We start from the raw sequence: 25369 nt of genomic DNA on the forward strand, positions 1-25369 counted from the left end.
GGGGCATGGGCCGGGTGATCGGGGGCAGACGACCGTCCAGCCTGTCCCGCCACGCACAGAACGGTCTCCCACCTTGACGACGGCCCCCAGTACCAGCGCCCGTTTCGACACCCCGCGCTTCGAACTGACCTTCGCCCAGCCCCTGTCCGGGGCCGACCGCCCGGCCCCCGACCGCCCGGCCCCCGACCACGCCGCTCCAGACCACGCCGCCGCCGACCGCAGGTCCCCGGACGGCGTGGTGGTCCACCGCACCAGCAGCCGGGGCCCCGGCGGCCACCCCGTCTACGCCGACGACACCGGCATCATCCGCGCCGAGATCAGCGACCGCGGCGAGGTCCGGATGCTCGCCACCAGCGCCCATCAGCGCCCGCGCCGCCCCTCGGGCTGCCGCCCGCTGCCGGCTCAGAGCAGTCGGCGGGCCGCCACCTGCACCGGGTCCCAGACCGGCGAGAACGGCGGCGCGTAGCCCAGGTCCAGCGAGACCACCTGATCGACCGTCATCCCCGCGGTCAGCGCGACGGCGCCGATGTCCACCCGCTTGGCCGCGCCCTCGCGGCCGACGATCTGCAGGCCCAGCATCCGCCCGCTGCCCCGCTCGGCGGTCATCTTGACCGTCATCGGGGCGGCGCCCGGGTAGTAGCCCGCCCTGCTGGTCGCCTCGATCACGGCCGACTCGTAGGCCAGCCCGGCCGCCTCCGCCTCGCGCTCCTTCAGCCCGGTGCGGGCGATCTCCAGCGCGCACACCTTGCTGACCGCGGTCCCCACCACGCCCGGGAACACCGCGCTGCCGCCGCCGAGGTTGATGCCGATCACCCGGCCCTGCTTGTTGGCGTGCGTCCCCAGCGCGATGTGCCGGTACCGGCCGGAGACCTGGTCCAGCACCTCGACGCAGTCCCCGCCGGCCCAGATCCCCTCCTGCCCGCGCACCCGCATGGTGTCCTCGGTGCGCAGCCCGCCGGACTCCCCCAGCGGCAGCCCGGCGGCGCGCGCCAGCTCCGTGCGCGGCCGCACGCCCAGACCCAGCACCACCACGTCGGCCGGGTGCTCCCCGGCGCTGCTGACCACCGCCCTGGGCCGCCCGTCCGGGCCGAGCAGCACCTCCTTGGCCTCGGCGCCGGGCACCACCTCCATGCCCATGCCCTCCATGGCCTCGCGCACCAGCCGTCCCATGTCCGGGTCCAGCGTGGACATCGGCTCGGGCGCCCGGTGCACCACGGTGACGTCGAGCCCGCGCCGCACCATGGCCTCGGCCATCTCGATCCCGATGTAGCCGCCGCCGACCACCACCGCCCTGCGGCAGTCCCGCTCCAGCGTCCGCAGCAGCGCCTGGCCCTCGTCCAGGGTCTGCACACCGTGCACCCCGGGCGCGTCGAAACCCGGCAGCGGGGGCCGGACCGGCTCGGCCCCGGTGCCGATGACCAACTGGTCGAAGCCGGTCCAGGCCTCGCTGCCGTCCTCCAGGTCGCGGCTGCGCACCCGGCGCCGGTCCAGGTCCAGCTCGACCACCTCGGTGCGCATCAGCAGATCGATCCCCTGAGCGCGGTGCTGCTCCGGGGTCCGCGCGATCAGCGCGTCCCGCTCGGGCACGTCGCCGCCGACCCAGTAGGGGATGCCGCAGGCCGAGTACGAGCTGAAGTGCCCGCGCTCGAACGCGGTGATCCGCAACCGCTCCGGCCCCCGCAGCCGTCTCGCCTGCGCCGCCGCGCTCATCCCCGCTGCGTCCCCGCCCACGACCACCAGATGCTCCGTCATGCTCCGGAGACTAACGGCTCGGTCGGGGCCGGCCGCTCAGGGCTGGATGCGGCGGGCGAGCCAGTCCAGGGCCAGCGGGTAGCGGTAGTCGATGCCGCCGTGGCCAGCCTCGAAGAGCTCGAAGTGGATCGACTCCTCGGGCAGTCCGGCGGCCAGCACCGCACGGTGGAAGGCCTCGGCGCCGATGTCCAGGTAGTACTCGTCGCGGGTGCCGGCGTCGATCCACACCGCGCGCAGCGAGGAGACCGCGGCGGCGTGCTCGGGGACCATCCGCACCGGGTCCAGCGCCAGCCAGCGCTGCCACAGCTCCGGGAACAGCTCGCCGGTGCGGGTGTCGAAGGGCAGCCGCGGGGTGCCGTCCGGGTCCGCGGAGAAGCAGGCGGCCACGCCGAGGGCGGAGAGCACGGTGTCGTCGCCGGGCCTGGTCAGCGCCGGGCGACCGCGGAAGTCGTCCCACCAGGCCGCGACGTCGCCGTCCCAGGGCCGCAGCGCCCGGACCACCTGGGGGAACTCGGCGATGTAGCAGTACTCGTAGAGGGCGTCGCCGGCGTGGGTGGCCAGGGCGCCGAACAGGTCGGGGCGCAGCATCGGGGTGATCATCGCGCCGAAGCCGCCGCTGGACTTACCGGAGATGGCCCGGTGGTCTCGGTCGGCCAGGGTGCGGTAGCGCGCGTCGACGAAGGGGACGACCTCGTCGCAGAGGTAGGAGTGGTAGCGGCCGGTGCCGGGCGAGTCGACGAACTGGCTGCCGCCGTAGGAGGTCCAGGCGTCGACCAGGACCACGATCACCGGCGGTGTCCCGGCGGCGAACAGCGCGTCCGCGGTCTCCGGGAAGGGCTGCCGGAACGGGGTGCGGTTGTACCACATGCCCAGGTGGCCGGTGTAGCCCTGGATCACGTAGACGGCGGGGTAGCGGCGGTCCGGCTGGTCGTCGTAGCCGGGCGGCAGGTAGACGTGCAGCGGGCGCTCGAACGGGTCGCCCAGGTGGTTGTCGCGCAGCAGGTCACTGGTGACGACCTGTTCGTCGATCCGTCCGGCCAACTCGGCGGACCAGGGCAGCATCGGTGCTCCTTCGGGGCAGGTGGGTACCCGGGCGGGCACCGGCCCCACCCTGCCACACCGGGTCGGACGGCCGGTCAGGCCACCAGGGGTCCGGCACAGGCATTCATCGCGGTCCCCGGGTCAGACGACAGCCATGACCGATCCCAGCGCACCCGTCCGGGCCGAGGACTTCATCGGCACCCGCCCCCGCACCGACGTCGAACAGGCCTTCGCCGAACTGGAGGCCGCCGCTGCCGCGCCGCAGTTGCAGACCCAGTACTGCCGAGGCGCCCTGGCCGCCTACCTCTGGGCCCTGGGCCGGGGCAGCAGCGCCCCGATCACCGGCGCCCGCCCCGACTTCGACATCCCCGACCTGGCCCACATCACCGCCGAGGTGGACGCCTCGGTGGCCCAACTGGACGACCGGCTGCACCGGATGGCCCCGCGCGACTACCTCCAGGGCGCCCATGACGCCCTGGCCTGGCTGTGCGGGCTGACCGACGACATCCCCTCCTCGAGCTCCGGAGCCGTGTGAGCTTCGTCGCAGACGGCCGGGACGAAACGGAACCGTCATTCCGGGGGCGTAGGGTCAGCAGCGGCGGAATGACCATTCCGCTTCTGTTTGCGGTGAATGAGGAGTTCCATGGCGTCCGAGTCCCGGCGCACGCACCACCAGGTGACCTTCGCGGTCCTCGCGGCGGGCGTCGCCGCCTATGCCCTGCTGCAGTCGCTGGTCACCCCCGTCCTGCCGACGATCCAGGCCAATCTGCACACCACCCAGTCGACCGTCACCTGGGTACTGACGGCCTATCTGCTCTCCGCCTCGATCTTCACCCCGATCATGGGCCGGATCGGCGACATGATCGGCAAGGAGCGCGTCTTCGTGGCGACGCTGATAGCCCTGGCCGCCGGCTCGCTGCTGGCCGCGCTGGCGAGCAGCGTCACCGTGATGATCGTGGCCCGGGCCATCCAGGGCGTCGGCGGCGGCGTGCTGCCGCTGGCCTTCGGCATCATCAGGGACGAGTTCCCGCGCGAGAAGCTCAACGGCGCGATCGGCGCGATCGCCTCGCTGAGCGCCGTCGGCGCGGGCCTGGGCATCGTGCTGGCCGGACCGATCGTGGACGCGCTGGACTACCACTGGCTGTTCTGGCTGCCGATGATCCTGACCATCGCCGCCGCCGCGGCCGCGCACTTCCTGGTCCCCGAGTCCCCGGTGCGCACCCCGGGCCGGATCAGCTGGGCCCCGGCGCTGCTGCTGTCCGCCTGGCTGGTGGCGCTGCTGGTGGCCCTCAGCGAGGCACCCACCTGGGGCTGGGGCTCCGGCAAGGTGATCGGCCTACTGGTCGCCGCCGTGCTGCTGGCCGCCGGCTGGGTCCTGGTCGAGCTGCGCGCGGCCACCCCGCTGATCGACATGACCATGATGCGCCGCAAGGCCGTGTGGACCAACAACCTGGTCGCGCTGCTGATCGGCGTCGGCATGTACGCGGTGTTCGCGTTCCTGCCCGAGTTCGTGCAGACCCCCAAGGCCGCCGGGTACGGCTTCGGCGCCAGCATCACCCAGTCCGGGCTGATCCTGCTGCCCTCCACAGTCACCATGTTCGCGATCGGCATGGCGGCCGGCGGCCTCTCCCGCCGGATCGGCGCCAAGGCCGTGGTGCTGCTCGGCTGCCTGGTCAGCGTCGTGCCGATGCTGCTGCTGGCCTTCGCGCACACCCACACCTGGGAGCTCTACCTGGCGACCGGGATCATGGGCATCGGCTTCGGCCTCGCCTTCGCGGCCATGTCCGGTCTGATCGTCGCCGCCGTCCCGCCGGAGCAGACCGGCGTGGCCAGCGGGATGAACGCCAACATCCGCACCATCGGCGGATCGATCGGCGCCGCGCTGATGGCGAGCATCGTCACCGCCAACGCCCAGCCCAGCGGGCTGCCGCGGGAGGCCGGCTACACCCACGGCTTCGCCATGCTGGCCGGTGCCATGGTCATCGCCGCACTGGCCGCCGTGGTGATCCCGGCCTCCCGGGCCGGACGCAAGGTCGCCTCCGCGCTGCCCGCGGACGAGCCGGCCCACCCGGAGCTCGGCGTGGTCGCGGGGGGCACGCTGATCGGGGACAAGCCGGAGTAGCGGCCGCGGCCCCTAAACTGCGACTCAGCAGCTCAGGACGCCAGCAGCACTCCACGACCAGGAGGACGGATCCGATGGACCAGCCGGAAGGGCGCCCCATGCGACGCGACGCCGCCCGCAACCACCGGCTGGTCCTGGACGCCGCCCTCGACGTCATCTCCGAGCACGGCACCGACGCCAGCATGGAGCTGATCGCCTCCCGCGCGGGGGTGGGCGTGGGCACGGTCTACCGCCGCTTCCCCAACAAGGAGGCACTGATCGACGCCCTGGTGGTGACCCTGATGGAGCAGCTGATCGACGCCGCCCGGCAGGAGTTGACCCAGGACGACGGCACTGGCCTGGAGACCTTCCTGCGGATCCTGGGCAACCGCTTCAGCCGGCACCGCGGCTACATCGACAAGCTGGTCAGCCACACCAGGGCGGAGTGCGCCGAGCACCTGCGGGACCTGATGGGCGAGCTGCTGGCGCAGGCGCAGCGACACGGCCGGATCCGACCGGAAATCACCCTCGGCGACGTCCAGGCCACCATCTGGGGGGTGCGCGGCGTGGTGGAGTCCGCCGGGGCGGTCGCCCCGGACGCCTGGGAGCGGCACCTCGACATCCACCTCGCCGGACTGCGCGCCCCCGAGCCGCCCAGCACCCGGCCCCCCGTCAGCCGGGCCGACCTGGCCCGGATCAGCGGGGCCCCGCGCGGCGCCTGAACCCGCCGCACCGACCTCGCCGGCCTGGCCGACCTCGCCGCCCCGGCCTACCCGGTGGTGGGCTCTCCGCCGCCGAAGGCCGCCAGGATCTGCTCCGCCGCCAGCGTCGCCGTCAGCTTGCCGTCCCTGACCCGCTGTTCCAGATCCGGCGTCAACTCCCGCACCGCGGCGTCCTCGTGCAGCCGGGTCAGCAGCTGGTCGCGGACCATCGCCCAGACCCACTCCACCTGCTGCTCGCTGCGCCGTGCGGCCAGCGACCCGGTGCCGTCCAGGATCCGGCGGTGCTGCTCGACCGTCTCCCAGAGCTCGTCCAGCTCCAGTCCCTCACGGCCGCTGCAGGTCAGCACCGGCGTGTTCCAGGCCGCGTCCGGGGAGCGCATCAGCCGCAGCGCGCCGGCCAGTTCGCGGGCGGCCGAGCGGGCGGCGACCAGGTGCTCGCCGTCGGCCTTGTTGACCGCGACCAGGTCCGCCAGCTCCAGCACGCCCTTCTTGATGCCCTGCAGCTGGTCGCCGGTCCTGGCCAGGGTGAGCAGCACGAAGGTGTCCACCATGTTGGCGACGGTGGTCTCCGACTGCCCCACCCCGACGGTCTCCACCAGCACCACGTCGTAGCCGGCCGCCTCCATCACCACCATGCTCTCCCGGGTCGCCCTGGCCACCCCGCCCAGGGTGCCCGAGGTCGGCGAGGGGCGCACGAAGGCGTTCGGGTCCACGGCCAGCCGCTCCATCCGGGTCTTGTCGCCGAGGATGGAGCCGCCGGTCCGGGTCGAGGACGGGTCGACGGCGAGCACCGCCACCCGGTGGTCGCGGCCGGTGAGCAGGGTGCCCAGCGCGTCGATGAAGGTCGACTTGCCGACACCGGGAACCCCGGTGATGCCCACTCGGACCGCCCGGCCGGAGTGCGGCAGCAGCTCCACCAGCAGCCGCTGCGCCGCCTCCCGGTGGTCCGCGCGGGTGGACTCGACCAGGGTGACCGCCCGGGCGATCCAGGCCCGGGAACCGGCCAGCACCCCGGCCGCATAGGCCTCGACGTCCACCGGCCGGGGCCGCCCCGGGTTCTGCCGAGCCGTCACGTCAGCTCGTGGCCGAGCGATTCGGCCAGGGTCCGCAGCAGGTCGATGGCCGCCTCCGGGATCACCGTGCCGGGCGGGAAGACCGCCGCGGCGCCGGCCGCGTAGAGGGCGTCGAAGTCCTGCGGCGGGATCACCCCGCCGACCACGATGGTGATGTCCTCGCGCCCGGCCTCGGCCAGCGCCGCGCGCAGCGCCGGCACCAGGGTGAGGTGCCCCGCCGCCAGCGAGGAGACGCCGACCACGTGCACATCGGCCTCCACCGCCTGCCGGGCCACCTCCTCCGGCGTCTGGAACAGCGCGCCGACGTCCACGTCGAAGCCCAGGTCGGCGAAGGCGGTGGCGATCACCTTCTGGCCGCGGTCGTGGCCGTCCTGGCCCATCTTGGCCACCAGGATGCGCGGCCGCCGGCCCTCCGCCTCCTGGAACGCCCGCACCAGCGCACGGCTCTGCTCCACGGCCCCGGTCGCTCCTGCCTCCTCGCGGTACACACCGGTGATGGTACGGATCTGTCCCGCGTGCCGCCCGTACACCGCCTCCAGCGCGTCGGAGATCTCCCCGACCGTGGCCATCGCCCGGGCCGCGTCCACCGCCAGCGCCAGCAGGTTTCCGTCCAGGGTGCCGTCGTTGCGGGCACCGGCCCGGGCCGACTCGGTGAGCGCCCGCAGCGCCGCCTGACAGGCCTGCTCGTCGCGCTCGGCGCGCAGCCGGCGCAGCTTCTCGACCTGCTGGGCGCGGACCGAGGAGTTGTCGACCTTGAGCACGTCGATCTTCTCGTCGGTGGCGACCCGGTACTTGTTGACCCCGATCACCGGCTGCCGCCCGGAGTCGATCCGGGCCTGGGTCCTGGCCGCCGCCTCCTCGATGCGCAGCTTGGGGATGCCCGCGTCGATGGCCTTGGCCATCCCGCCGGCCGCCTCCACCTCCTGGATGTGCTGCCAGGCCCGCTCGGCCAGGTCCTGGGTCAGCTTCTCGACGTAGGCGCTGCCGCCCCAGGGGTCGATCACCCGGCAGGTGCCGGACTCCTGCTGGAGCATCAGCTGGGTGTTGCGGGCGATCCGCGCGGAGAAGTCGGTGGGCAGCGCCAGCGCCTCGTCCAGGGCGTTGGTGTGCAGCGACTGGGTGTGGCCCTGGGTGGCCGCCATCGCCTCCACACAGGTCCTGGTGACGTTGTTGAAGACGTCCTGCGCGGTCAGCGACCAGCCCGAGGTCTGCGAATGGGTGCGCAGCGAGAGGGACTTGGGGTTCTGCGGGTCGAACTGCCGCACCAGCTTCGCCCACAGCAGCCGGGCCGCGCGCAGCTTGGCGATCTCCATGAAGAAGTTCATGCCGATGGCCCAGAAGAACGACAGCCGCGGCGCGAAGGAGTCCACGTCCATGCCGGCCGCCAGCCCGGCGCGCAGGTACTCCACCCCGTCGGCCAGGGTGTAGGCCAGCTCCAGGTCGGCCGTGGCCCCGGCCTCCTGGATGTGGTAGCCGGAGATGGAGATGGAGTTGTAGCGCGGCATCCGCTGCGAGGTGTAGGCGAAGATGTCGGAGATGATCCGCATCGAGGGCTGCGGCGGGTAGATGTAGGTGTTGCGGACCATGAACTCCTTGAGGATGTCGTTCTGGATGGTCCCCGCCAGCTTCTCGGGCGGCACCCCCTGCTCCTCGGCCGCCACGATGTACAGCGCCAGCACCGGCAGCACCGCGCCGTTCATGGTCATCGACACCGACATCCGGTCCAGCGGGATGCCGTCGAACAGCTGGCGCATGTCGTAGATGGAGTCGATGGCCACCCCGGCCATGCCGACGTCACCGGTCACCCGGGGGTGGTCGCTGTCGTAGCCGCGGTGGGTGGGCAGGTCGAAGGCGACCGAGAGCCCCTTCTGACCGGCCGCCAGATTGCGCCGGTAGAAGGCGTTGGACTCCTCGGCGGTGGAGAACCCGGCGTACTGACGGATCGTCCACGGCTGGTTGACGTACATGGTGGGGTACGGGCCGCGCAGGAACGGCGCGATGCCCGGGTAGGTGGACAGGAAGTCCACCCCGGCCAGGTCGTCGCCAGTGTAGAGCGGTTTGACGGCGATGCCCTCCGGGGTGTCCCAGACCAGCTCCGCGGAATCGCCGTCGCCGGCGGCCTTTCCTGCCGCCTGCTCCCAGGCCGAGCGCCAGTCCTCGTCGGTGGCGGCCGGGCCCGGCTGCTCGCCGTCGAGCGGCACCTCGGTGAAATCGGGGATCATCGCACCGCTCCGATCAGGTCCAGGGTGGAAGTGAGGACGGCAACGGCGTCGCAGCCGGTGAACACATGGTCGTCCACGCCACTGACAGTCCCCGCCACTCCACCATGTGGCTGTCCGGCCAGCAGCACCCGCTCGGCGCCGGCCTCCCGCAGCTGCGCCACCGCCTGCTCGCCCTGCTCGGCGTAGAGCCGGTCGCTGGAGCACAGCACCGCCACCGTCGCGCCGCCGGCCCGGAACGCCTCGGCGCCCTCGCCGGTCACCGTCTCGATGCCGCCGGCCTGGAACAGGTTGGCGGCGAAGGAGGACCGGCCGGTGTGCACGGCCGCCGGGCCCAGCGTCGCCAGGAACACCCGGGGACGGGCCCCGGTCGCGGCCAGCTGCCGGTCCGAGCGGGTCCGCAGCGCCTCGAAGGCCTGCGCGCTGCGCACCCTGGGCAGGCCACCGCCCGGCGGCTCCGGCGCGGGTTCGCGCCGCACCGGGGGTTCGGCCAGGTTGGGGAACTCGCTGACCCCGGTCACCGGCTCGCGCCGGTGCGCCAGGTCCTCGCTGCGGGCCGCCCAGGTCCGCGCGATCCGCTCCCCCACCAGCCCGGACGACAGCGCCGCTGCCTGGCCGCCGGCCCGTTCGATCTCCTGGAACCAGGCCCAGGCCGCCCGGGCCAGCTCATCGGTGAGGCTCTCCACGTACCAGGAGCCGCCGGCCGGGTCGATCACCCGGGCCAGGTGCGACTCCTCCACCAGGATCGCCTGGGTGTTGCGGGCGATCCGGCGGGCGAAGGCGTCCGGCAGGCCCAGCGCGCTGTCGAAGGGCTGCACGGTCACCGCGTCCGCACCGCCGACCCCGGCGGCCAGGCAGGCGACGGTGCCCCGGAGCATGTTCACCCAGGGGTCGCGCTCGGTGGCCATCACCGAGGAGGTGACCGCGTGCTGGCGCTGCGCGGCCCCCGGCCCGGCGACCCCGCTGACCTCGGCGACCCTGGCCCAGAGCCGGCGGGCGGCCCTGAGCTTGGCGATGGTGCTGAACTGGTCGGCGGTGGCGGCGTAGCGGAACTCCAGCTGCGCCGCCGCTTGATCGACGGTCAGCCCGGCCGCCGTCAGCGCGCGCAGATAGGCGACACCGGTCGCCAGCGAGCAGCCCAGCTCCTCCGCGGTCGAGGCGCCGGCGTCGTGGTAGGCGAGGGCGTCCACGGTCAGCGCGCGCAGCCCGGGGTGGTCCCGGACGCAGCGCACCGCCAGCGCGGTCGCCTCGTCGGTCGCGGCGAACCGCTGGTCGCCGGTACGGGCGGACAGCCCCAGCGGGTCGGCGCCCAGGCTGCCCCAGGGGGCGTCCGCGGGAATGCCGCGCTCCTGGTACACCCGAAAGAGTTGCTCGGCGGCGGCGGTGGTCTCGCTGCCGGCGTCCAGGACCACGCCCGCGAGGTCGAGGTAGACCCCTTCCAGGGCGGTCGGCAGCCCGGCCACCGGCAGTCCGGCCGCGCCGACGGTGAGCCAGAGCGAGCCCACGCCGTTCTCCAGGTCGGCGAGGACCGCCTCGTTGGCCCGGCGCGGATCCGGGTGCGCGTGCTGCTGCCGCACCTCCCACCCCCCGGGCACCGCCCCCTGCGCCCGGCTGCCGCGCACGAACGGGGCGAAGCCGGGATAGCCGCTGGTCACGGCCGGGGCGTCGGCGGAGGTGTAGAGCGGCCGGACCGTGATGCCGTCCTGGAGCCGGGTGCTGAGCCTGCTCTCGGCCTGCACGCCCGAGACATCCTCCGCACCCGACTTGCGGAGGACACCTTCGACGAGGCGCTGCCACTGCTCCCGACTCGCTTCCGGGAACTCGGCGGCCAGGGAGAGCCCTTGGGGCGAGACCGTCATGCTCGTAGGTTAGAGGCGGTTAACTGCTGATTGCAGGTCAGCCAACTGTGACCTTGACCTCTTGCACTCCTGGCGCCGCGGAGTGCCATCCGGGAGTGCCGAGCGGTCTGCCGAGCGGTCTGCCGAGGGGTGTGCCACCGTGCCCGCTACCTGGGCCACTCGCGGGGGCGGTCGCTCCAGAACACCTGCTCCGGATCGTCGAGGTCGATGTCGGGGAAGACCTGCCGTACCCTCAGCTCGAACTCGTCCTCCGCCAGCGGCTCCCAGCCGATGCCCTTGAACCTGACGAGCCGGAAACGGGTGTCGGCGTGGTAGCCGGCCACCTCGATCAGATGGTGCTCCGACGGTGACGGAAGGGGTGCGGTGTCGTCGCTCATACCCCCAGACTGCCCCCGTCGCGGCGCTCGGGGCACCCCGGGTGGGCCGGTCGGGCGTGTGTCGCGGGACACAGGTGATCTCCCGGCGATTCCGGGTATCAGGCGTCGTGCACGCGTTCCCCCGCACCCGCGGCCGCACCGACCCCGAGGAAGTCCCATGGCCCGCTCCAAGGTCGCCGACCAGTTCGTCCAGGTCCTGCTCCAGTCCGGCGTCGAGCGCATCTACGGTGTCGTCGGCGACAGCCTCAACCCGCTGGTCGACGCCATCCGGCGGACCGACGGGATCGAGTGGGTGCACGTCCGCAACGAGGAGGCCGCCGCCTTCGCCGCCGCCGCGGAGGCGCAGGTCACCGGCAGGCTGGCGGTCTGCGCGGGCTCCTGCGGCCCCGGCAACACCCATCTGGTCCAGGGCCTCTACGACGCCCGGCGCAGCAGCGCCCCGGTGCTCGCCATCGCCTCGCACATCCCCTCCACCCAGATCGGCACCGGCTACTTCCAGGAGACCCATCCGGAGCAGCTCTTCGCCGAGGCCGCCGACTACTGCGAGCTGATCTCCCAGCCGGCCCAGATGCCGCGGATCGCCAGGATCGCGGTGCAGCACGCGGTGGCCACCCCCGGCGTCTCGGTGCTGGTGCTGCCCGGCGACATCGCCGACGAGCCGGCCGCCCACCCGACCGGCAGCTCCGCCCCCGCCGCGGTGCTCGCCCCGGTGGTGCCCGAGCCGGCGACGGTGCGGGCACTGGCCGACCGGATCAACGCCGCCGAGCGGGTCACCCTGTTCTGCGGCGCCGGCACCCGCGACGCCCACGCCGAGGTGATGCGGCTGGCCGAGACCGTGAAGGCCCCGGTCGGCCACACCCTGCGCGGCAAGGAGTGGATCCAGTTCGACAACCCCTACGACGTGGGAATGGTCGGCCTGCTCGGCTACGGTGCCTGCTACGACGCGCTGCACGAGGCCGACCTGATGCTGATGCTGGGCGCCGACTTCCCCTACGACGCCTTCCTGCCGCAGGCCCACACCGTCCAGGTGGACCGGGACGCCCGCCGGCTGGGCCGCCGCACCCCGCTGGAGCTGGCCGTGCACGGCGACGTCGGGGCGACCCTGCGCGCGGTGCTGCCGCTGCTGGAGGTGAAGGGGTCGCGCCGGTTCCTGGACGAGATGCTGCGCAAGCACGAGCGGGCGCTGAGCGGAGCCGTCAGCGCCTACACCCGCAAGGTGGAGAACCACGTCCCGATCCACCCCGAGTACGCCGCCTCGGTCCTCGACGAGCTGGCCGCCGACGACGCCGTGTTCACCGTCGACACCGGCATGAACAACGTCTGGGCCGCCCGCTACCTCACGCCCAACGGCCGCCGCCGGGTGATCGGCTCCTTCGCCCACGGGTCGATGGCCAACGCCCTCCCGCACGCCATCGGCGCCGCCTTCGCCGACCGCGACCGGCAGATCGTCTCGATGTCCGGCGACGGCGGCCTGGGCATGCTGCTCGGCGAGCTGATCACGGTGCGCCAGCACGACCTGAACGTCAAGGTGGTGGTGTTCGACAACTCCTCGCTCGGCATGGTCCGGCTGGAGATGATGGTGGACGGCCTGCCGGCCTTCGGCACCGACCACCCCGCCGTCGACTACGCCGCCGTCGCCGCCGGGATCGGCATCCCCAGCGTCCGGGTGGAGAAGCCCACCGAGGTGCACGCGGCCCTGGCCGACGCCCTGAACACCCCTGGCCCGGCCCTGGTCCAGCTGGTCACCGACCCCAACTCGCTGTCGGTCCCCTCCCACATCGAGCTCTCCCAGATCCGCGGCTTCGCCCTCTCCGCCGGCCGCACCGTCCTGGACGGCGGCGTGGGCACCATGCTCGCCCTGGCCCGAGCCAACCTCCGCAACATCCCCCGGCCCTGACCACTACGGTGGGCTGGTCCGTGTCGATGGCCCGGCCCGGCGGAGCACCGTCACGTACTGACGCACCGGCACTCAAGGACCCTACGGGGTGAGCCGGTTGGGCCCGCGGAACAAGAACGTCGCTTCCCGGATCGAGTCGAGGCCGAGCATCACCATGAGCACGCGTCCCAGCCCCATGCCCAAGCCGCCGTGCGGCGGGCACCCGTAGCGGAAACAGTTCAGATAGTCCCGCAGCGACTCGGTTCCTACTCCCTTTTCGGCGGCCTGTTCGAGCAGCAGATCGTAGCGGTGCTCGCGTTGGGCACCGGTGGTGATCTCCAGGCCCTTCCACAGAAGGTCGAAGCTCGACGTCAGGCCGGGCCGGTCGGCCGGCCGCATGTGATAGAAGGGCCGGATGCTTGCCGGGTACTCGGTCACGAAAACGAACTCGTGCCCGGTCTCCTCCATGACGTGCGCGGCCAAACCCCGCTCGCCCTCAGGGTCCAGGTCCTCCTTGACCCCCTGGGGATCCCATCCCCTTGCTCTGAGGATCTGCTGGGCCCCGGCCATGGTGATGCGCGGGAACGGCAGCTCCGGCACCGTCACCTCCACGCCGAAATGCTCCCGAATGGCGTCACCGTGGAGGTTCTTCACCGTCGTCAGCGTGTGAACCAGCATGCGCTCTTCGAAGTCCATCACGTCCTCGACGCTGTCGATCCAGGCGAGCTCGACGTCCACCCCGGTGAACTCGGTGGCATGGCGGGAAGTGAACGAGGGCTCGGCGCGGAAGACGGGGCCGACCTCGAAGACCCGGTCGATGCCGGCGGCGATCGCCATCTGCTTGTAGAACTGGGGCGACTGGGCCAGGTAGGCGTTGCGGTCGAAGTAGCCGAGCTTGAATACTTCCGCCCCGGACTCCGAGGCGGTCCCCATCAGCTTCGGGGTGTGCATCTCGGTGCAGCCCTCGCGGTAGGCGAACTCCCTCATCGCCTGCTCGACCGTAGTCTGCACGGCGAACAACAGCTGTGCGGCAGGACGCTTGCGGACGTCGAGGAACCGCCAGTCGAGCCGGTGCTCGGATCCCGTGTGCTCGTCGATGGGAAGCGGGGCCTGGGCCCGGTTGAGGACCTCCATGCCCGTAGGAACGAGTTCAAGGCCGCCCAGGTTGACCACAGGGTTGTCGAGGACCCGGCCGGTGATCCGCACCGCCGACTCCAGGGAAATCTCTTCGAGCTGACGTTCCAGCAGGTCACCCTCGCCGCCGCGCCTGTGGGTCACCTGCGTCATACCTGTGTGGTCGCGGACCAGGACGAATTGCATCTTGCGTTGCAGGCGCAGGGTGTTCACCCAGCCGGAGACCGAAACGGTCTCTCCAACGTGTTTGCGCAGGTCTGCGACCAGTACGCGTCTCGCAGGGTGGATCATCGCAGTCCTCCAGTGGACCTTGGCTGATCCCTTGGAAGTGCGGGCGAGAAGGGTGACTCGCGGTGCCACCGCACTTTCACCGCTGCCTGTGAGCAACGGCCTCATCGTGGCCCGGTGACGGAGGCCGACCGGCGGGGCATTTCCTCCCCGCACTCAGGAGTGTCTTCGCTGCGGGATGCGAGGCTGCCGTCTCAGCTGGTGGCAACTCTCTCAACTCGCAGGGTTCCGCAGCTACTCGTCTCCCTCGTCGCGTTGAGACATCAGGCTAGGGATGCCCTGCTGCGCGTGCAAGCGAGATACGCAGGCCAGAGGCCATCTTGGGGCCGAACACCAGAACCAGGCTCATCATCCGCCCGGGCTTCAGCTTCCGCAGCCACGAAGCGATCATCGCCCTCCCAGCAGAAGAGCCTGATTCCGGAGGGCGCGCGCAGGTTCGATTCGCATCTGTTCATGCTGGTCAGAGCCGGTATTGGGGCGGATTTTGACGGCTGGGTCACAGTAGAATCAGGAGTATACGGAGCACCTGGAGGGGGTGGTGTCGGTGGACCGGTTCGTGGGGGCCGATGCGGTGGCGGCGGAGCTGGCGCGGGCGGTACCCGGGGCGGACAGTGTCGCCGGGATCGCCGCTTTGTACGGCACGGCGCTGTCGGCGGCGGGGCGCATCGATGCCCTGGTTGCCGTCCAGCGGGCGCGGTGCTGGCTGGAGGCGGTCCAGATCGGCATGCTGGCCGGACTGCAGGAGCATCCGCTGACCTGCATCCCCGGGCATCCGGATGCGTTGGGGGATTTCCTGGAGACCCAGGAGCAGGTGGCCTGTGCCCTGCGGATCTCCCCGGACACCGCACGGGGGCGGCTGGTCGAAGCCCAGCAGCTCACGAGCCGGTTCCCGACCGCTGTGGGGCTGCTGGCCCAGGGCCAGGTGCAGATCATGCACCTCAAGGCCCTGCTGGAGCACACCGTCGCCCTCGATGACGAGACCGCCACGCGCGTGGAGGCCCTGGTCCTGCCCAAGCTGCCGACCCAGACGGTGGGCGCGGCGCGTAAGGCCATCAGCCGCGCGGTGATCAAGGCCGACCCGGCCGGGGCCGAGCAGCGCCACACCCGCGCCCGGGAAGACCGGCGCACCACCCTTCAGCCCCACCCCGAGGGCATGGCCTGGTACGGCGCCCTGCTGACGGCAGGCGACGCCGCCCTGGTGGACGCCGCCGTCACCGCGCACGCCCACACCCTCGATGCGGACGGCCGCACCCTGCCCCAACGCTGCGCCGACGCCCTGGTGGAACTTGTCTCCAAAACGGGGACAACGTCAGCCGCCCCTGCCCCGACGATCATCGTGACCGTCCCCTACGACACCCTGATCGGCACTGCCGAGGAACCCGCCGACCTCCAGGGCCACGGCCCCATCACCCCGGCCCAGGCCCGAGCACTGGCCACCCACCCCGGCAGCATCTGGCGCCGCCTACTCACCCACCCCACCACCGGCCAGGTCCTCAAAACCGACCCCACCACCTACCGGCCGACCACCGAGGTCACCCGCCACGTGATCGCCCGCGACCCCCACTGCCGCTTCCCCGGCTGCACCCGCCCCTCCCGCCGCTGCGACCTGGACCACGTCACCCCCTTCAACCACACCAACCCCCACACCGGCGGCCTGACCACCCCCGACAACCTCATCCCCCTCTGCCGCCGACACCACCTCACCAAACACCGCGCCGGCTGGCACATCGGCTACCAGTCCGGCACCGTCACCTGGACCGCCCCCACCGGCCACACCTACACCGACCAACCCACACCCGTGGCCTAGGCCCCCTGTGCGGCAAGGCTCGGTCAGGACCACGCCGTGGCCGCCCCCGAAGGTGCGGATCGCATGCTGGCCGAGGGCGGCATCCGGGCCACCGTCACCGCACTGCTCACGGCGCAGTCGTCCTCGGGCTCCGCGACATCCCACGACCCTGACCGCATCCACTCCTACCGCTCGCCAGAGCCCCGCCACCGCGAGTAGCGTCGTTCGCATGGAGACGCGTACGGACGAAATCGCCGACGGCATCTACCGGATCTCCACCTTCGTCCCCGAGGTGGCACCGCCCGCCGGCTTCACCTTCAACCAGTTCCTGGTGGACGCGGAGGAGCCGCTGCTGTTCCACACCGGGATGCGGCAGCTCTTCCCGCTGGTCTCGGCCGAGGTCGCCCGGCTGGTGCCGCTGGCCTCGCTGCGCTGGATCGCCTTCGGGCACGTCGAGTCCGACGAGTGCGGGGCGATGAACGAGTTCCTGGCGGCCGCTCCGCAGGCGCAGGTGGCCCACGGGCTGCTGGGCTGCCTGGTCTCGCTGAACGACCTGGCCGACCGTCAGCCCGTCCCGATGGCGGACGGCGAGACGCTGGACCTGGGCGGCAAGGAGGTGCGGCGCCGGCAGGTGCGCCACCTCAACACCCCGCACGTGCCGCACAACTGGGAGGCCCGGGTGCTCTTCGAGGAGACCACCCGCACGCTGTTCTGCGGCGACCTGCTCACCCAGGTCGGCAACGGCCCCGCGGTCACCGGCGAGGACCTGGTCGAACAGGCGCTGGGCGCGGAGGCCGCCTTCCGGCAGACCTCCTGCCTCACCGCCGCCGCGAGGACGCTGCGTTCGCTGGCCGACCTGGAGCCGACGACGCTGGCCGTGATGCACGGCTCCTCGTTCCACGGCGACGGCGGCGCCGCGCTGCGGGCCCTCGCGGACGGCCTGGAGCAGCGCTTCAGCCCCGAGAGCGACTTCGCCGCGCAGCCCAGCGTGCTGGCGGGGCCGCCGGCCTAGTCGCGGCTCCGGCGGCCCCTCCCGGCACGATCCGACCGGGCGTCAGCCGCGGGGCAGGGCCTCGGACTGGACCGTGGGGAGCTTGGTCCAGTCGCTGGAGACCACGCTGGCGTGCGCGGCCGCCAGCTGGGCCACCTTGGCCTCGGCCTGGGCCTCGGTCGGGTTGGTGTCGTCGATGGCCGGCGGGACGTTCTGGGCGTCGGTCATCACCAGCAGGTAGTGGTTGGTGTCGTACCAGGAGGTGTCGATGCTGCCGTTGAGGTAGGTCGAGGCGTCACCGTCGAAGACCACGAACCAGGGCCGCAGCGTGGTGTCCGAGTAGCGCGTGCGCGGGTCGCCGGCCTGGGCGTTGTGGACCGCGGGGAAGATCTGGGCCTGGCTCAACTGGCCTGCGGCGGAAAGGGTGTTGAGGTGCTGGGCGTACTCCTTGTCGGTCCACAGGGTGTCGGTGGGGTTGGCCTCCTCCACCGTGCCGGGGATGATCTCCAGGATCACCTTGCCGGCCAGCGCGCTGCGGGTGGGCCAGTTGTTGGCCTTGGCCGCCGCGTCCAGCGTGGCGTACTGGCCGCCGCCGGGCTTGGCCAGCAGGTCGGCGGGGCGGAAGACGTCGCTGCCCAGGTGCGCGGCGATGGTCTGGTCCAGCTGGGTCGGGCCGAGGCCGTAGGTGGCCTGGAAGCCCGCCTTCAGCTCGATCTTGATCATCAGCGGGGCGTGGCCGGGGTGCGCCGCCAGCCAGACCCTGACGTCGTCCAGGCAGCTGCCCAGGTCCTTGTTGGCGCCGCCGCTGTAGAGCTGGGAGGCGCTGCTGGCGTCCACGCAGTTGTTGCTGTTCCCCAGCGGGTTGGAGTGGCTGACCTTCCACTCCTTGGTGATGAAGTCGTCCCAGACGTCCAGCTCGATCATCGAGGTGCCGGTGTCCAGCGCGTCCGCCAGGTAGGGGAACGCGCTGGGGTCGTAGGTGTTGTGGATGCCGACGGTGGTGGCACTCGCCTCGCCGAGGGATCCGGTGTCGACGGCGCTGCTGGTACCGGCCGGCACCAGCAGCGCCGCGGCGAGCAGCGCGAGGAACGGGAGACCACGGCGCATGGGGCGGGACATACTGCCTCCTGGACGGGGACGGAGCGCGGCGACTGCCGCGCAACCGGACTAGACCATCCTGAGGGTCCCGAGGGAATAGCCAGTGACATGACAATGACGTCGGCCTGGCCTTCCGGCGTCGGCGTCCCGGCGCCCCCTCGCGCCGCGGGGCCGCCGACCGGCCGGGCGCTGCGCCCGTCCGACCCGCGGCCCCATAGGACTTCGGCCGCCTCCGCTCAGCGGCAGAGGTACAGCCGTCGCGGCGCCAGCCGCAGCCGGGCCGCCGTCTCCTGCTGCTTGGGCGACATCAGTACCCCGCAGGGCAGGCAGGGGGTGCCGTTGCGGGTGCGCCCGCTGCCGTGACAGGTCGCGCACTCGTCGTCGACCAGTGCGCGGTAGCCGTCGCCGTACCCGTACTGCGTTCTGATCAACCACCGATCCATGGATCCCCCTGGCTTCGAAGCAGCTCTGATCGCAAAGGAAGGCCCCTTGCCGGGCGTTCCGCGAGGCGTTCGTAGCTGTTACGCGTCCGGATGGGTCCGGGATCACGGAAATCACAGAAATTTCCGAGCAGTTGAGTGAGGGTCAGGACGCGTACACCTGGAACCCGGATGCCTGCCCCGCCGGCCAGCCGGTATTGGCGGTGAAGGTGAGCCGGAGGTACCGGGTGCTGCTGCCGGAGGGCAGAGTGGCGGTGGCGGTGTTTCCGGTCGCCGGGTTGAAGGTGTAGCCGGCCGAGCCGAGCAGGGTGGCGAACGAGGAGCCGTCGGTGCTGCCGGACACCGTGATGGTCTGCGTCCTGGTCCCCCAGGCCGTGGCGGGCGGCAGGGTGAGCACGATCCGGCCCACCGCACGGGTGCTGCCGAGGTCGACCTGGAGCCACTGCGGGAAGGCGTTGTTGGCGCTCTCCCAGTAGGTGTTGGGGTCGCCGTCCACCGCGTTGCCGCTGCTGTAGACCTGGGTGTGGCTGCTCTCCGAGGTGGGCTGGTGCAGCGCCAGGTCGGTGCTGGGCGGCGGGGTGGTGGGCGGCGGGGTGGTCGGTCCGCCGGCGGCGGTGGGCGAGGTGGGGCGGGTGGCGGTCAGGGCGATCTGGCCCTTGAGCATCCGGCCGCCGTCGGCCGTCAGCCGCAGGTAGTAGTCCGAGGAGCAGGCGGTGCCGTCGGCGTCCAGGGCCAGCAGCCCGGAACCCGCCGGGACGCCCGCCTGGGTCTCAGCGGTCTTGGCGATCTGGTTGCCTTCGCCGTACTCGTCGAACATGGAGATGTAGATGCCCTGGGCGCCGACCCGGACCATGTTGTAGAACTGCCGCCACATGAAGTCGCCGTGCGCGCGCTGGTTGCCCGAGACGTCGCCGGGCAGCACGCAGGGCTGGTAGTCGACGCCGTTGGCGTTGCAGTCGGCCTGGTCCGGGACGTTGATGTTCTGGTAGACCGAGTCGGAGTCGGCGGCGTTTCCGATGGCGCCGACCATCCAGGGCGAGATCATGTTGAAGGCGTGGTAGGTGCCGGAGAAGCCGGCCCGGGAGCCGCCGACCCCGGTGCGCCACTCCCGCGGCACCCCGCCGATGACGTAGCAGCCCTGACCCTTGAACCAGTTGATGACGTCCAGACAGGTCGCCGCGTCCCAGGGGTGGTTGGCGTCGTTGAAGCCGAAGCCCCAGATGCACACCACCGGCTTGCCGTTCTGCCGCGCGTAGGCCGACGAGGCGGTGTGCGCCGACATCTTGTTGGTCCAGTCGGCCTTCATCTCCGACTGCATGTTGGTCCAGCCGGTGGCGTCGTACATGATGTAGAACTTGCGGCCGTAGGTCTCCGCCGAGCTGCGCACCTTGGCCGCCATGGCGTCGCGGGTCGGCCCCTCGCTGCTGTTGGGGTTGAACCGCTGCAGCGCCGCGGTGTCGCAGCCGTTCTGCTGCATCCACAGGAAGTGGGTGTCCACCGTCTGCTGGTCGTAGGACGAGAACAGCGTCGCCGGCTGGCCGTTGCCCAGGGCGGCGTAGCCGGTCTGGTAGACGTGGGTGTACTCGCGCATGTCCGGCCAGGCCTTGATGGCGTTGTTGCTGGTCGACGGCGCCTGGGACCAGTTCTGGCTCCAGTGCCACCAGCCGTTGATCGGGGCCCCGTCCCCGATGCAGGCGAACCAGCCCTGGTAGCCGACGGTGATCTTCCCGACCACGTCCCCGGCCGGGCTGGCCGCCGGAACGACGGCGGCGTCCGCGGCGCGCAGTAACTGGGTCCCCGTCACCGCCATGACGGCGGTCCCTCCGAGCACGGACGCCATGAACGTCCGTCGTGACATTGGCATGAGTGGTCCTCACGGGTGGATGGACGATGAACAGTCAAATCGTCGTGGATTTACCCGATGCTGTAAATAGATTGCGAAATTCTGTCGACGCCGCATAGCTTCTCGGTTACCCGCACGACCGGACGGCGCCGAGGGAGACAGACAGTTGAACGAACATCAGGGCGCGCCTCTGGTGGTGGCCGAGGGGTTGCGCAAGGTCTACCAGCCCTCCGGCTTCACCGCCGTGGACGGCATCGACTTCGCCCTGGCCCCCGGCGAGGCCTTCGGCTTCCTGGGACCGAACGGGGCCGGCAAGTCCTCGACCATGCGCATGATCAGCTGCGTCTCCCCGCTCAGCGGCGGCTCGCTCCGGGTGCTCGGCCTGGACGCGGCCACCCACGGCCCCGAGATCCGTGCCAGGATCGGGGTCGTCCCCCAGGAGGACACCCTGGACGAGGAGTTGACGGTCCGGGAGAACCTGCTGATCTACGGCCGCTACTTCGGCCTGCCCCGCAGTCCCGCCATCTGCGCTGGGAGTTTCTCCGACCCTGGCCAGTAGTGGTCCAATAGAGTGGTCTGCATGAGTGAGCGTGGTGTGGAACGGCGGCAGTTCGGGCATCGCGCCGAGCTGGCACTGTCGCCCGTCCAGTGCGCGAAGCTCGACGCGCAGGCGCACGCTGCTCGCGCAATGTGGAACCAACTGCACGACCTGTGGCTGATGACCCCCAAGTGCCAGCGGTCACTTGCGCGCCTGGACCAGACACTGCGTCAGGCCCGCAAGGACTTCGACTGGTATGCGGTGCTGCCCGCCCAGGCGGCGCAAGCCGTGTTGAAGACCTACCTGCAGGCGTGGAAGAACTGTTGGGAGGGGCGTGCGGAGGGGCCGCACTTCAAGACCCGTCACCGGACCGCGCTGACCGTGGACATCCCGCAGGGCCGTGACCTGAACATCAGCCGGGTGCACCGGCGCTGGGGCATGGTCAACATCCCCAAGCTGGGGCGGGTTCGCTTCCGCTGGACCCGTGACCTGCCGGTGGGCAGGCACGCCGACACCGCTAACAGGATCACTGGCGCGCGGCTGGTCAGGGACGATCTCGGCTGGCACATCGCCTTCCGCGTCCAGACCCTGGAACCCGCCCCCGCCCCGCACCCCGGCCCCGAGGTCGGCATCGACGTCGGCGTCACCGTCGCGCTGGCCCTGTCCGACGGCAACCACCACCGCCACGGCGCCTGGCTGACCGACACCGAGCAGGCCACGCTCCTGCGACTGGAGCGGCGGGCCGCCGGGCGCAAGGCGCACCGCAAGCCAGGGACGCGGACCTCGCGTCGCCTGCACCACACCTACGACCGGATCCACGGGTTGCGCGCGAGAGCCAAGCGACGCCACCAGGACTGGCAGCACCAGACCACCACGCGCATCGCCGCAACCTACGGCACCGTCGTGGTGGAGCAGTTGCAGATCACGAACATGGTCAAATCCGCCAAGGGCACCCTCGAGCGACCGGGAACAAACGTCGCCCAGAAGTCCGGCCTCAACCGCGCCATCAGTAGCGAGGCCTGGGGCCGCACCGTGACGATGCTGGCGTACAAGACCACCCGACACGGCGGCACCCTGCACAAGGTCCCCGCCCCGGGCACCTCACGGCGCTGCTCGCACTGCCAGGCCACCACCCCCGGCAGCCGCGAGAGCCAGGCCCTGTTCGTGTGCAAGAACCCCGGCTGCGGCTGGACCGGCAACGCCGACCACAACGCCGCACGCAACATCCTGCACCTGTACCGGACGGGCCACGCGCTCGTCCCGGCTGCCGGAAGGGCAGTCGCCAGGCGCGCTCGTCGCGTCAAACCCACCGGCGCAAGCCAGGCGGGAAACTCCCCCCGATAGGGAGGAGTGAGCTTCAACGTCATACCTGGTACCTGCTGCTGGCCGAGGTGCTGGAGCCGATGCTCTACCTGCTGACCATCGGCGTCGGCATCGGCCAACTGGTCGGCCACGTCCCCGGACTGGACGACCACGGACCGGCCGGCGGCATCGGCTACTCGGTGTACGTCGCCCCGGCGCTGCTGGCCACCGCGGCGATGAACGGCGCGATGAACGAGACCACCTTCAACATGTTCTCCAAGCTGAACCTGCAGCGCGTCTACGACTCCATCCTGGCCACCCCGATGACCGTGTACGACGTGGCGGTCGGCGAGGTGTGCTGGGCGCTGCTGCGCGGGGTGCTGATCACCCTGGGCTTCCTGGCCGTGGTCGGCGCCTTCGGCCTGGTCCACTCCGTCTGGATCCTGCTGGTGGTCCCCGGCGCCGCACTGGTCGGCTTCGCCTTCGCCTCGGTGGGCCTGGCCGTGGTCACCTACCTGCGCAACTGGGCCGACTTCCAGTTCATCCAGCTGGCGATGCTGCCGATGTTCCTGTTCGCGACCACCTTCTACCCGCTGGGGGTCTACCCCCGGCCGATCCAGATCGCGGTGGAGTGCCTGCCGCTCTACCAGAGCATCCAGCTGATCCGGCTGCCCGCCCTCGGTCAACCCGGGACCGCGCTGCTGCTGCCCGCGGTGTACCTGCTGCTGATGGGCGCGCTGGGGCTGCGGATCGCCCTGCCCCGGATGCAGAGGCTGCTGCTGCACTGACGACTCGGCAGCAGCGGTCCCGGCAACCGGGGCGGGGCAGAGCGGACGGGGTCGCGGCCGGGGTCGGTCAGACCTCGGGTCGGGCCAGCGGCCAACCACCGGCCGCCAGCCTGGACTTGACCCTGGCGACATCGCCGTCGGCGAGCGGGCCGTTGGAGGTGGCCTCGGCCGCCTCACGGATCGCCTTGGCGGTGATCGGGTCACTGCCGCCGGCCAGCTCCTCGGCGATCGAGCTGACCTGATCGTCCGTCAACTGGCTGGCGAGCAGCGCGAACAGGGGAATGTAGTCACGCTCGGGCACCCCTTCGGGGTAACCGGCGCGGAGCCAGCCCACGATGGACGACAGTACGGGTGGCAAGGGCATCTGCTTGGTCCCTCCTTCGATTGGGCCGGTGTCAGGTGGCGGCGACGATCAGGTAGATGCCCCAGCCGACCGCGGCCAGGACCACCGCGAAGCAGAGCACGGCGACGGCCAGTCCCAGCGTGCTGCCGCCGATGACCCGGTCGTCGTCGTCCTCCGCGCCCGCTGTGGCGGCCGCCGCGGCGCCGCCCCCGCCGGGGAGGCTGAGCGCGCGCAGGCCGACCGCGAAGAGCGCCGGCAGTCCGGCCCCGGCCAGCAGGCCGATCACCACGATCTGCCACAGGGCGTGCAGATTGATCCAGTCGTTCATACCGCCGCGACCTCCTTCGGCGCCTCGGTCGGCGGCGCGACCGTTCCGGTCCACTCCGCGTTGACGTTGTTGTGGCTCACCGCGGTGCGGCGGGACCTGACGTAGATGAGGCCGGCCACCGCGAGCAGCAGCACCAGCACCACCACGATCCCGAAGTTGCCGCCGATGACGTGGGCGAGCCCGTAGGCGCCGGCGCCGACCAGCCCGGCCGCCGGAAGGGTGAACAGCCAGGCGACGGCCATCCGACCGGCGACGTTCCAGCGGACCTCGGCGCCCTTCTTGCCGACGCCGGTGCCCAGGATCGAGCCGGTGGCGACATGGGTGGTCGACAGCGAGTAGCCGAAGTGGCTGGAGAGCAGGATGATCGCGGCCGAGGAGGACTCGGCCGCCATCCCCTGCGGGGACTCGATCTCGACCAGCCCCTTGCCCAGGGTCCGGATCACCCGCCAGCCACCCATGTAGGTGCCCAGGGCGATGGCGATGGCACAGCTGAGGATGACCCAGAACGGCGCCTTGGCCCCGGAGTGCAGGCTGCCGTTGGCGATCAGGGCCAGGGTGATGATGCCCATGGTCTTCTGGGCGTCGTTGGTGCCGTGCGCCAGCGACACCATCGAGGCCGATCCGATCTGGCCGATCCGGAAGCCGTGGCTGCGGGCCTTGGGGTGCACCCCGCGGCTGATCCGGTAGACCAGCCAGGTGCCGGTGGCGGCGACCAGCCCGGCGATGACCGGGGACAGCCCGGCCGGGATGATCACCTTCTGGAACAGCCCGTGCCATTTGACCGCGTGGCCGCCCGCCGCGGCGATGGTCGAGCCGACCACCCCGCCGATCAGGGCGTGCGAGGAGCTGGAGGGGATCCCCAGGAACCAGGTGAGGAGGTTCCAGATGATGCCCCCGGCCAGTCCGGCGAAGACCACGGTGAGAGTGACGAGGTTGGTGGCCACCAGGCCGCTGGCGATCGTCGCCGCGACGCTCAGCGAGAGGAAGGCACCGACCAGATTGAGTGCCCCGGACAGCGCGACCGCTGTCCTGGGACCGAGGGCGCCGGTGGCGATGGACGTCGCCATGGCATTGCCCGTGTCGTGGAATCCGTTGGTGAAGTCGAAGGCCAGAGCCGTGACGACCACCAGAGCAAGCAGAGTGTCGTTACCCACACCGGCAGTGTCCCGAGGCGCGGTACGGCCGTCGAGACGCCGGGCCGAGACTTGGCCGACTGGCCGTACCCTCGTCACCCGATGTCCATCTCGTGCGCATTTCCGACACCCGTACCGGCGCTCGGACCGGGCCGGGACGGCGTTCGGGCGGCGTTCGGACGGTGTTCGAACCGGCCGGGGGACCGGTGTGCGACACATCACTCTTTCGCCGATGTAACGAATATGCGCCCTTCACCGATAAACCCATCGGTGCTGCTTGGTATGCAGCACCGGATGCGTGTCCTGCGCAGCCTCGAGCAGGTCCTATGAGGGAGGC

24 protein-coding genes are annotated in these 25369 nt (G+C 71.4%); 11 read left to right on the plus strand and 13 right to left on the minus strand.

The window, feature by feature from the left end:
- Nucleotides 1–142: 142 nt before the first annotated feature.
- Entirely contained in the window at nucleotides 143–466 is a 324-nt protein-coding gene (locus tag ABUW04_RS21080) for a DUF6296 family protein (protein WP_380566368.1), read from the plus strand.
- On the opposite strand, the gene ABUW04_RS21085 is transcribed toward ABUW04_RS21080, so the two are convergent.
- The gene (locus tag ABUW04_RS21085; RefSeq protein WP_380566210.1) at nucleotides 403–1752 is read right to left on the minus strand and encodes an FAD-dependent oxidoreductase; all 1350 of its coding nucleotides are present in this window, start codon (nucleotides 1750–1752) and stop codon (nucleotides 403–405) included. The two genes, ABUW04_RS21080 and ABUW04_RS21085, sit on opposite strands and share 64 nt — an antisense overlap.
- A gap of 36 nt (nucleotides 1753–1788) precedes the next feature.
- Entirely contained in the window at nucleotides 1789–2814 is a 1026-nt protein-coding gene (locus ABUW04_RS21090) for an alpha/beta hydrolase-fold protein (RefSeq protein ID WP_030259724.1), read from the minus strand.
- A gap of 133 nt (nucleotides 2815–2947) precedes the next feature.
- Between ABUW04_RS21090 and ABUW04_RS21095 the strand changes: the two genes are divergently transcribed.
- The 3 genes from ABUW04_RS21095 (at nucleotide 2948) to ABUW04_RS21105 (ending at nucleotide 5616) form a co-directional block, all read left to right on the plus strand.
- Nucleotides 2948–3328: a hypothetical protein gene (locus ABUW04_RS21095; RefSeq protein ID WP_380566211.1), complete on the plus strand. Its 381-nt coding sequence runs from the start codon at nucleotides 2948–2950 to the stop codon at nucleotides 3326–3328.
- A gap of 108 nt (nucleotides 3329–3436) precedes the next feature.
- Nucleotides 3437–4915, plus strand: coding sequence for an MFS transporter (locus tag ABUW04_RS21100; RefSeq protein ID WP_380566212.1), 1479 nt, complete (start codon nucleotides 3437–3439; stop codon nucleotides 4913–4915).
- 74 nt (nucleotides 4916–4989) lie between these two features.
- Nucleotides 4990–5616 (plus strand): TetR/AcrR family transcriptional regulator, encoded by a 627-nt coding sequence (locus ABUW04_RS21105; protein ID WP_380566213.1) that lies wholly within the window; start codon nucleotides 4990–4992, stop codon nucleotides 5614–5616.
- 47 nt (nucleotides 5617–5663) lie between these two features.
- Here the strand turns inward: ABUW04_RS21105 and meaB are convergent, their stop codons facing one another.
- The 4 genes from meaB to ABUW04_RS21125 all read right to left on the minus strand — a co-directional run bounded on the left by meaB (nucleotide 5664) and on the right by ABUW04_RS21125 (nucleotide 11144).
- Complete coding sequence (meaB, locus tag ABUW04_RS21110) at nucleotides 5664–6689, minus strand: methylmalonyl Co-A mutase-associated GTPase MeaB (RefSeq protein WP_380566214.1); 1026 nt, start codon at nucleotides 6687–6689, stop codon at nucleotides 5664–5666.
- The gene (gene scpA / locus ABUW04_RS21115; RefSeq protein WP_380566215.1) at nucleotides 6686–8911 is read right to left on the minus strand and encodes a methylmalonyl-CoA mutase; all 2226 of its coding nucleotides are present in this window, start codon (nucleotides 8909–8911) and stop codon (nucleotides 6686–6688) included. Before scpA ends, meaB begins: the two co-directional genes overlap by 4 nt.
- A complete protein-coding gene (locus tag ABUW04_RS21120) occupies nucleotides 8908–10767 on the minus strand; it encodes a methylmalonyl-CoA mutase family protein (protein ID WP_380566216.1) in 1860 nt (619 codons plus the stop codon). The genes scpA and ABUW04_RS21120 overlap by 4 nt, the downstream gene beginning before the upstream one ends.
- Nucleotides 10768–10913: 146 nt before the next feature.
- On the minus strand, nucleotides 10914–11144 hold the full coding sequence (locus tag ABUW04_RS21125) for a hypothetical protein (protein WP_030259713.1): 231 nt from the start codon (nucleotides 11142–11144) through the stop codon (nucleotides 10914–10916).
- Nucleotides 11145–11301: 157 nt separating this feature from the next.
- On the opposite strand from ABUW04_RS21125, the gene ABUW04_RS21130 reads away from it, so the two are divergent.
- Nucleotides 11302–13041, plus strand: a complete 1740-nt coding sequence (locus ABUW04_RS21130) for a pyruvate dehydrogenase (protein WP_380566217.1) — start codon at nucleotides 11302–11304, stop codon at nucleotides 13039–13041.
- 81 nt (nucleotides 13042–13122) lie between these two features.
- Here the strand turns inward: ABUW04_RS21130 and aspS are convergent, their stop codons facing one another.
- On the minus strand, nucleotides 13123–14445 hold the full coding sequence (gene aspS / locus ABUW04_RS21135; RefSeq protein WP_380566218.1) for an aspartate--tRNA(Asn) ligase: 1323 nt from the start codon (nucleotides 14443–14445) through the stop codon (nucleotides 13123–13125).
- Nucleotides 14446–14980: 535 nt separating this feature from the next.
- Here aspS and ABUW04_RS21140 point away from each other — a divergent pair.
- From ABUW04_RS21140 to ABUW04_RS21150, 3 genes are read left to right on the plus strand one after another with little or no spacing between them, the layout of a single operon-like run.
- Nucleotides 14981–16249: an HNH endonuclease signature motif containing protein gene (locus ABUW04_RS21140; protein ID WP_380566219.1), complete on the plus strand. Its 1269-nt coding sequence runs from the start codon at nucleotides 14981–14983 to the stop codon at nucleotides 16247–16249.
- A 36-nt stretch (nucleotides 16250–16285) separates the two neighbouring features.
- On the plus strand, nucleotides 16286–16447 hold the full coding sequence (locus tag ABUW04_RS21145; RefSeq protein WP_380566220.1) for a hypothetical protein: 162 nt from the start codon (nucleotides 16286–16288) through the stop codon (nucleotides 16445–16447).
- A 10-nt stretch (nucleotides 16448–16457) separates the two neighbouring features.
- Nucleotides 16458–17240 carry an MBL fold metallo-hydrolase gene (locus ABUW04_RS21150; protein WP_380566221.1) on the plus strand — a complete coding sequence of 261 codons (783 nt, stop codon included), beginning with the start codon at nucleotides 16458–16460 and terminating at the stop codon, nucleotides 17238–17240.
- Between the two features lie 42 nt (nucleotides 17241–17282).
- Here ABUW04_RS21150 and ABUW04_RS21155 read toward each other — a convergent pair whose 3' ends face one another.
- From ABUW04_RS21155 to ABUW04_RS21165, 3 genes are all read right to left on the minus strand, one after another.
- On the minus strand, nucleotides 17283–18326 hold the full coding sequence (locus ABUW04_RS21155) for a phosphatidylinositol-specific phospholipase C domain-containing protein (RefSeq protein ID WP_380566222.1): 1044 nt from the start codon (nucleotides 18324–18326) through the stop codon (nucleotides 17283–17285).
- Nucleotides 18327–18553: 227 nt separating this feature from the next.
- Nucleotides 18554–18748, minus strand: a complete 195-nt coding sequence (locus ABUW04_RS21160; protein WP_030259707.1) for a hypothetical protein — start codon at nucleotides 18746–18748, stop codon at nucleotides 18554–18556.
- Nucleotides 18749–18902: 154 nt separating this feature from the next.
- Entirely contained in the window at nucleotides 18903–20621 is a 1719-nt protein-coding gene (locus ABUW04_RS21165; protein WP_380566223.1) for a discoidin domain-containing protein, read from the minus strand.
- 145 nt (nucleotides 20622–20766) lie between these two features.
- Between ABUW04_RS21165 and ABUW04_RS21170 the strand changes: the two genes are divergently transcribed.
- From ABUW04_RS21170 to ABUW04_RS21180, 3 genes are read left to right on the plus strand one after another with little or no spacing between them, the layout of a single operon-like run.
- Complete coding sequence (locus ABUW04_RS21170) at nucleotides 20767–21159, plus strand: ATP-binding cassette domain-containing protein (protein WP_380566224.1); 393 nt, start codon at nucleotides 20767–20769, stop codon at nucleotides 21157–21159.
- Between the two features lie 21 nt (nucleotides 21160–21180).
- Nucleotides 21181–22482, plus strand: coding sequence for an RNA-guided endonuclease InsQ/TnpB family protein (locus ABUW04_RS21175; protein WP_380566225.1), 1302 nt, complete (start codon nucleotides 21181–21183; stop codon nucleotides 22480–22482).
- The gene (locus ABUW04_RS21180; RefSeq protein WP_380566369.1) at nucleotides 22479–23228 is read left to right on the plus strand and encodes an ABC transporter permease; all 750 of its coding nucleotides are present in this window, start codon (nucleotides 22479–22481) and stop codon (nucleotides 23226–23228) included. The genes ABUW04_RS21175 and ABUW04_RS21180 overlap by 4 nt, the downstream gene beginning before the upstream one ends.
- A 67-nt stretch (nucleotides 23229–23295) precedes the next feature.
- Here the strand turns inward: ABUW04_RS21180 and ABUW04_RS21185 are convergent, their stop codons facing one another.
- Genes ABUW04_RS21185 through ABUW04_RS21195 form a run of 3 tightly spaced genes read right to left on the minus strand, consistent with a single transcriptional unit; the run spans nucleotide 23296 to nucleotide 25053 of the window.
- The gene (locus tag ABUW04_RS21185) at nucleotides 23296–23592 is read right to left on the minus strand and encodes a DUF3349 domain-containing protein (protein WP_380566226.1); all 297 of its coding nucleotides are present in this window, start codon (nucleotides 23590–23592) and stop codon (nucleotides 23296–23298) included.
- A gap of 31 nt (nucleotides 23593–23623) precedes the next feature.
- A complete protein-coding gene (locus ABUW04_RS21190) occupies nucleotides 23624–23899 on the minus strand; it encodes a hypothetical protein (protein ID WP_030259692.1) in 276 nt (91 codons plus the stop codon).
- Nucleotides 23896–25053: an inorganic phosphate transporter gene (locus ABUW04_RS21195; RefSeq protein ID WP_037596712.1), complete on the minus strand. Its 1158-nt coding sequence runs from the start codon at nucleotides 25051–25053 to the stop codon at nucleotides 23896–23898. Before ABUW04_RS21195 ends, ABUW04_RS21190 begins: the two co-directional genes overlap by 4 nt.
- Between the last annotated feature and the right edge of the window lie 316 nt (nucleotides 25054–25369).

Origin of the sequence: Streptacidiphilus jeojiensis (assembly GCF_042510965.1) — a bacterium.
Taxonomy (GTDB): domain Bacteria; phylum Actinomycetota; class Actinomycetes; order Streptomycetales; family Streptomycetaceae; genus Streptacidiphilus; species Streptacidiphilus jeojiensis.

Bases quoted from the DNA above. Each gene is read 5' to 3' on its own strand.
- ABUW04_RS21085 (WP_380566210.1), bottom strand. From the start codon at position 1,752: ATGACGGAGCATCTGGTGGTCGTGGGCGGGGACGCAGCGGGGATGAGC.
- ABUW04_RS21100 (WP_380566212.1), top strand. From the start codon at position 3,437: ATGGCGTCCGAGTCCCGGCGCACGCACCACCAGGTGACCTTCGCGGTC.
- ABUW04_RS21095 (WP_380566211.1), top strand. From the start codon at position 2,948: ATGACCGATCCCAGCGCACCCGTCCGGGCCGAGGACTTCATCGGCACC.
- ABUW04_RS21190 (WP_030259692.1), bottom strand. From the start codon at position 23,899: ATGAACGACTGGATCAATCTGCACGCCCTGTGGCAGATCGTGGTGATC.
- ABUW04_RS21105 (WP_380566213.1), top strand. From the start codon at position 4,990: ATGGACCAGCCGGAAGGGCGCCCCATGCGACGCGACGCCGCCCGCAAC.
- ABUW04_RS21155 (WP_380566222.1), bottom strand. From the start codon at position 18,326: ATGCGCCGTGGTCTCCCGTTCCTCGCGCTGCTCGCCGCGGCGCTGCTG.
- ABUW04_RS21150 (WP_380566221.1), top strand. From the start codon at position 16,458: ATGGAGACGCGTACGGACGAAATCGCCGACGGCATCTACCGGATCTCC.
- ABUW04_RS21125 (WP_030259713.1), bottom strand. From the start codon at position 11,144: ATGAGCGACGACACCGCACCCCTTCCGTCACCGTCGGAGCACCATCTG.
- ABUW04_RS21120 (WP_380566216.1), bottom strand. From the start codon at position 10,767: ATGACGGTCTCGCCCCAAGGGCTCTCCCTGGCCGCCGAGTTCCCGGAA.
- ABUW04_RS21175 (WP_380566225.1), top strand. From the start codon at position 21,181: ATGAGTGAGCGTGGTGTGGAACGGCGGCAGTTCGGGCATCGCGCCGAG.
- scpA (WP_380566215.1), bottom strand. From the start codon at position 8,911: ATGATCCCCGATTTCACCGAGGTGCCGCTCGACGGCGAGCAGCCGGGC.
- aspS (WP_380566218.1), bottom strand. From the start codon at position 14,445: ATGATCCACCCTGCGAGACGCGTACTGGTCGCAGACCTGCGCAAACAC.
- ABUW04_RS21165 (WP_380566223.1), bottom strand. From the start codon at position 20,621: ATGCCAATGTCACGACGGACGTTCATGGCGTCCGTGCTCGGAGGGACC.
- ABUW04_RS21130 (WP_380566217.1), top strand. From the start codon at position 11,302: ATGGCCCGCTCCAAGGTCGCCGACCAGTTCGTCCAGGTCCTGCTCCAG.
- ABUW04_RS21185 (WP_380566226.1), bottom strand. From the start codon at position 23,592: ATGCCCTTGCCACCCGTACTGTCGTCCATCGTGGGCTGGCTCCGCGCC.
- ABUW04_RS21090 (WP_030259724.1), bottom strand. From the start codon at position 2,814: ATGCTGCCCTGGTCCGCCGAGTTGGCCGGACGGATCGACGAACAGGTC.